Source organism: Acidovorax lacteus, from assembly GCF_039540375.1.
Classification (GTDB): Bacteria; Pseudomonadota; Gammaproteobacteria; order Burkholderiales; family Burkholderiaceae_C; genus Acidovorax_G; species Acidovorax_G lacteus.
On record NZ_BAABEX010000030.1, the window covers coordinates 213,286 to 213,577 of the forward strand.

Below are 292 nucleotides of genomic sequence, written 5' to 3' on the forward strand. Positions count from 1 at the left end.
CGCGCCCCTCGCCCTGCGCTCCTCGTCGCAGCCGAGGGGCCAGAGGGGTCGGCTGCTGCTGCGCAGCGACGCCGACTCCCGGGCGGCGCAGCCGTCCTGCCGATGCATAGGCCCACAGCGGTGATGCCCCCGTTGGGCCGAGCGCAGCGATGGCCCGTCTCCCCACCCCCTTCAGGATGCGCCGAGGCGCGCAGCGCCTGGGGTGGCCTGCGTGCCGAAGGACACGCAGGCTTCGTCAACTGACTCGCCGCATTTGTCCGAACGCAGCGCCCCAGGCGCGAAGTGAGTTATG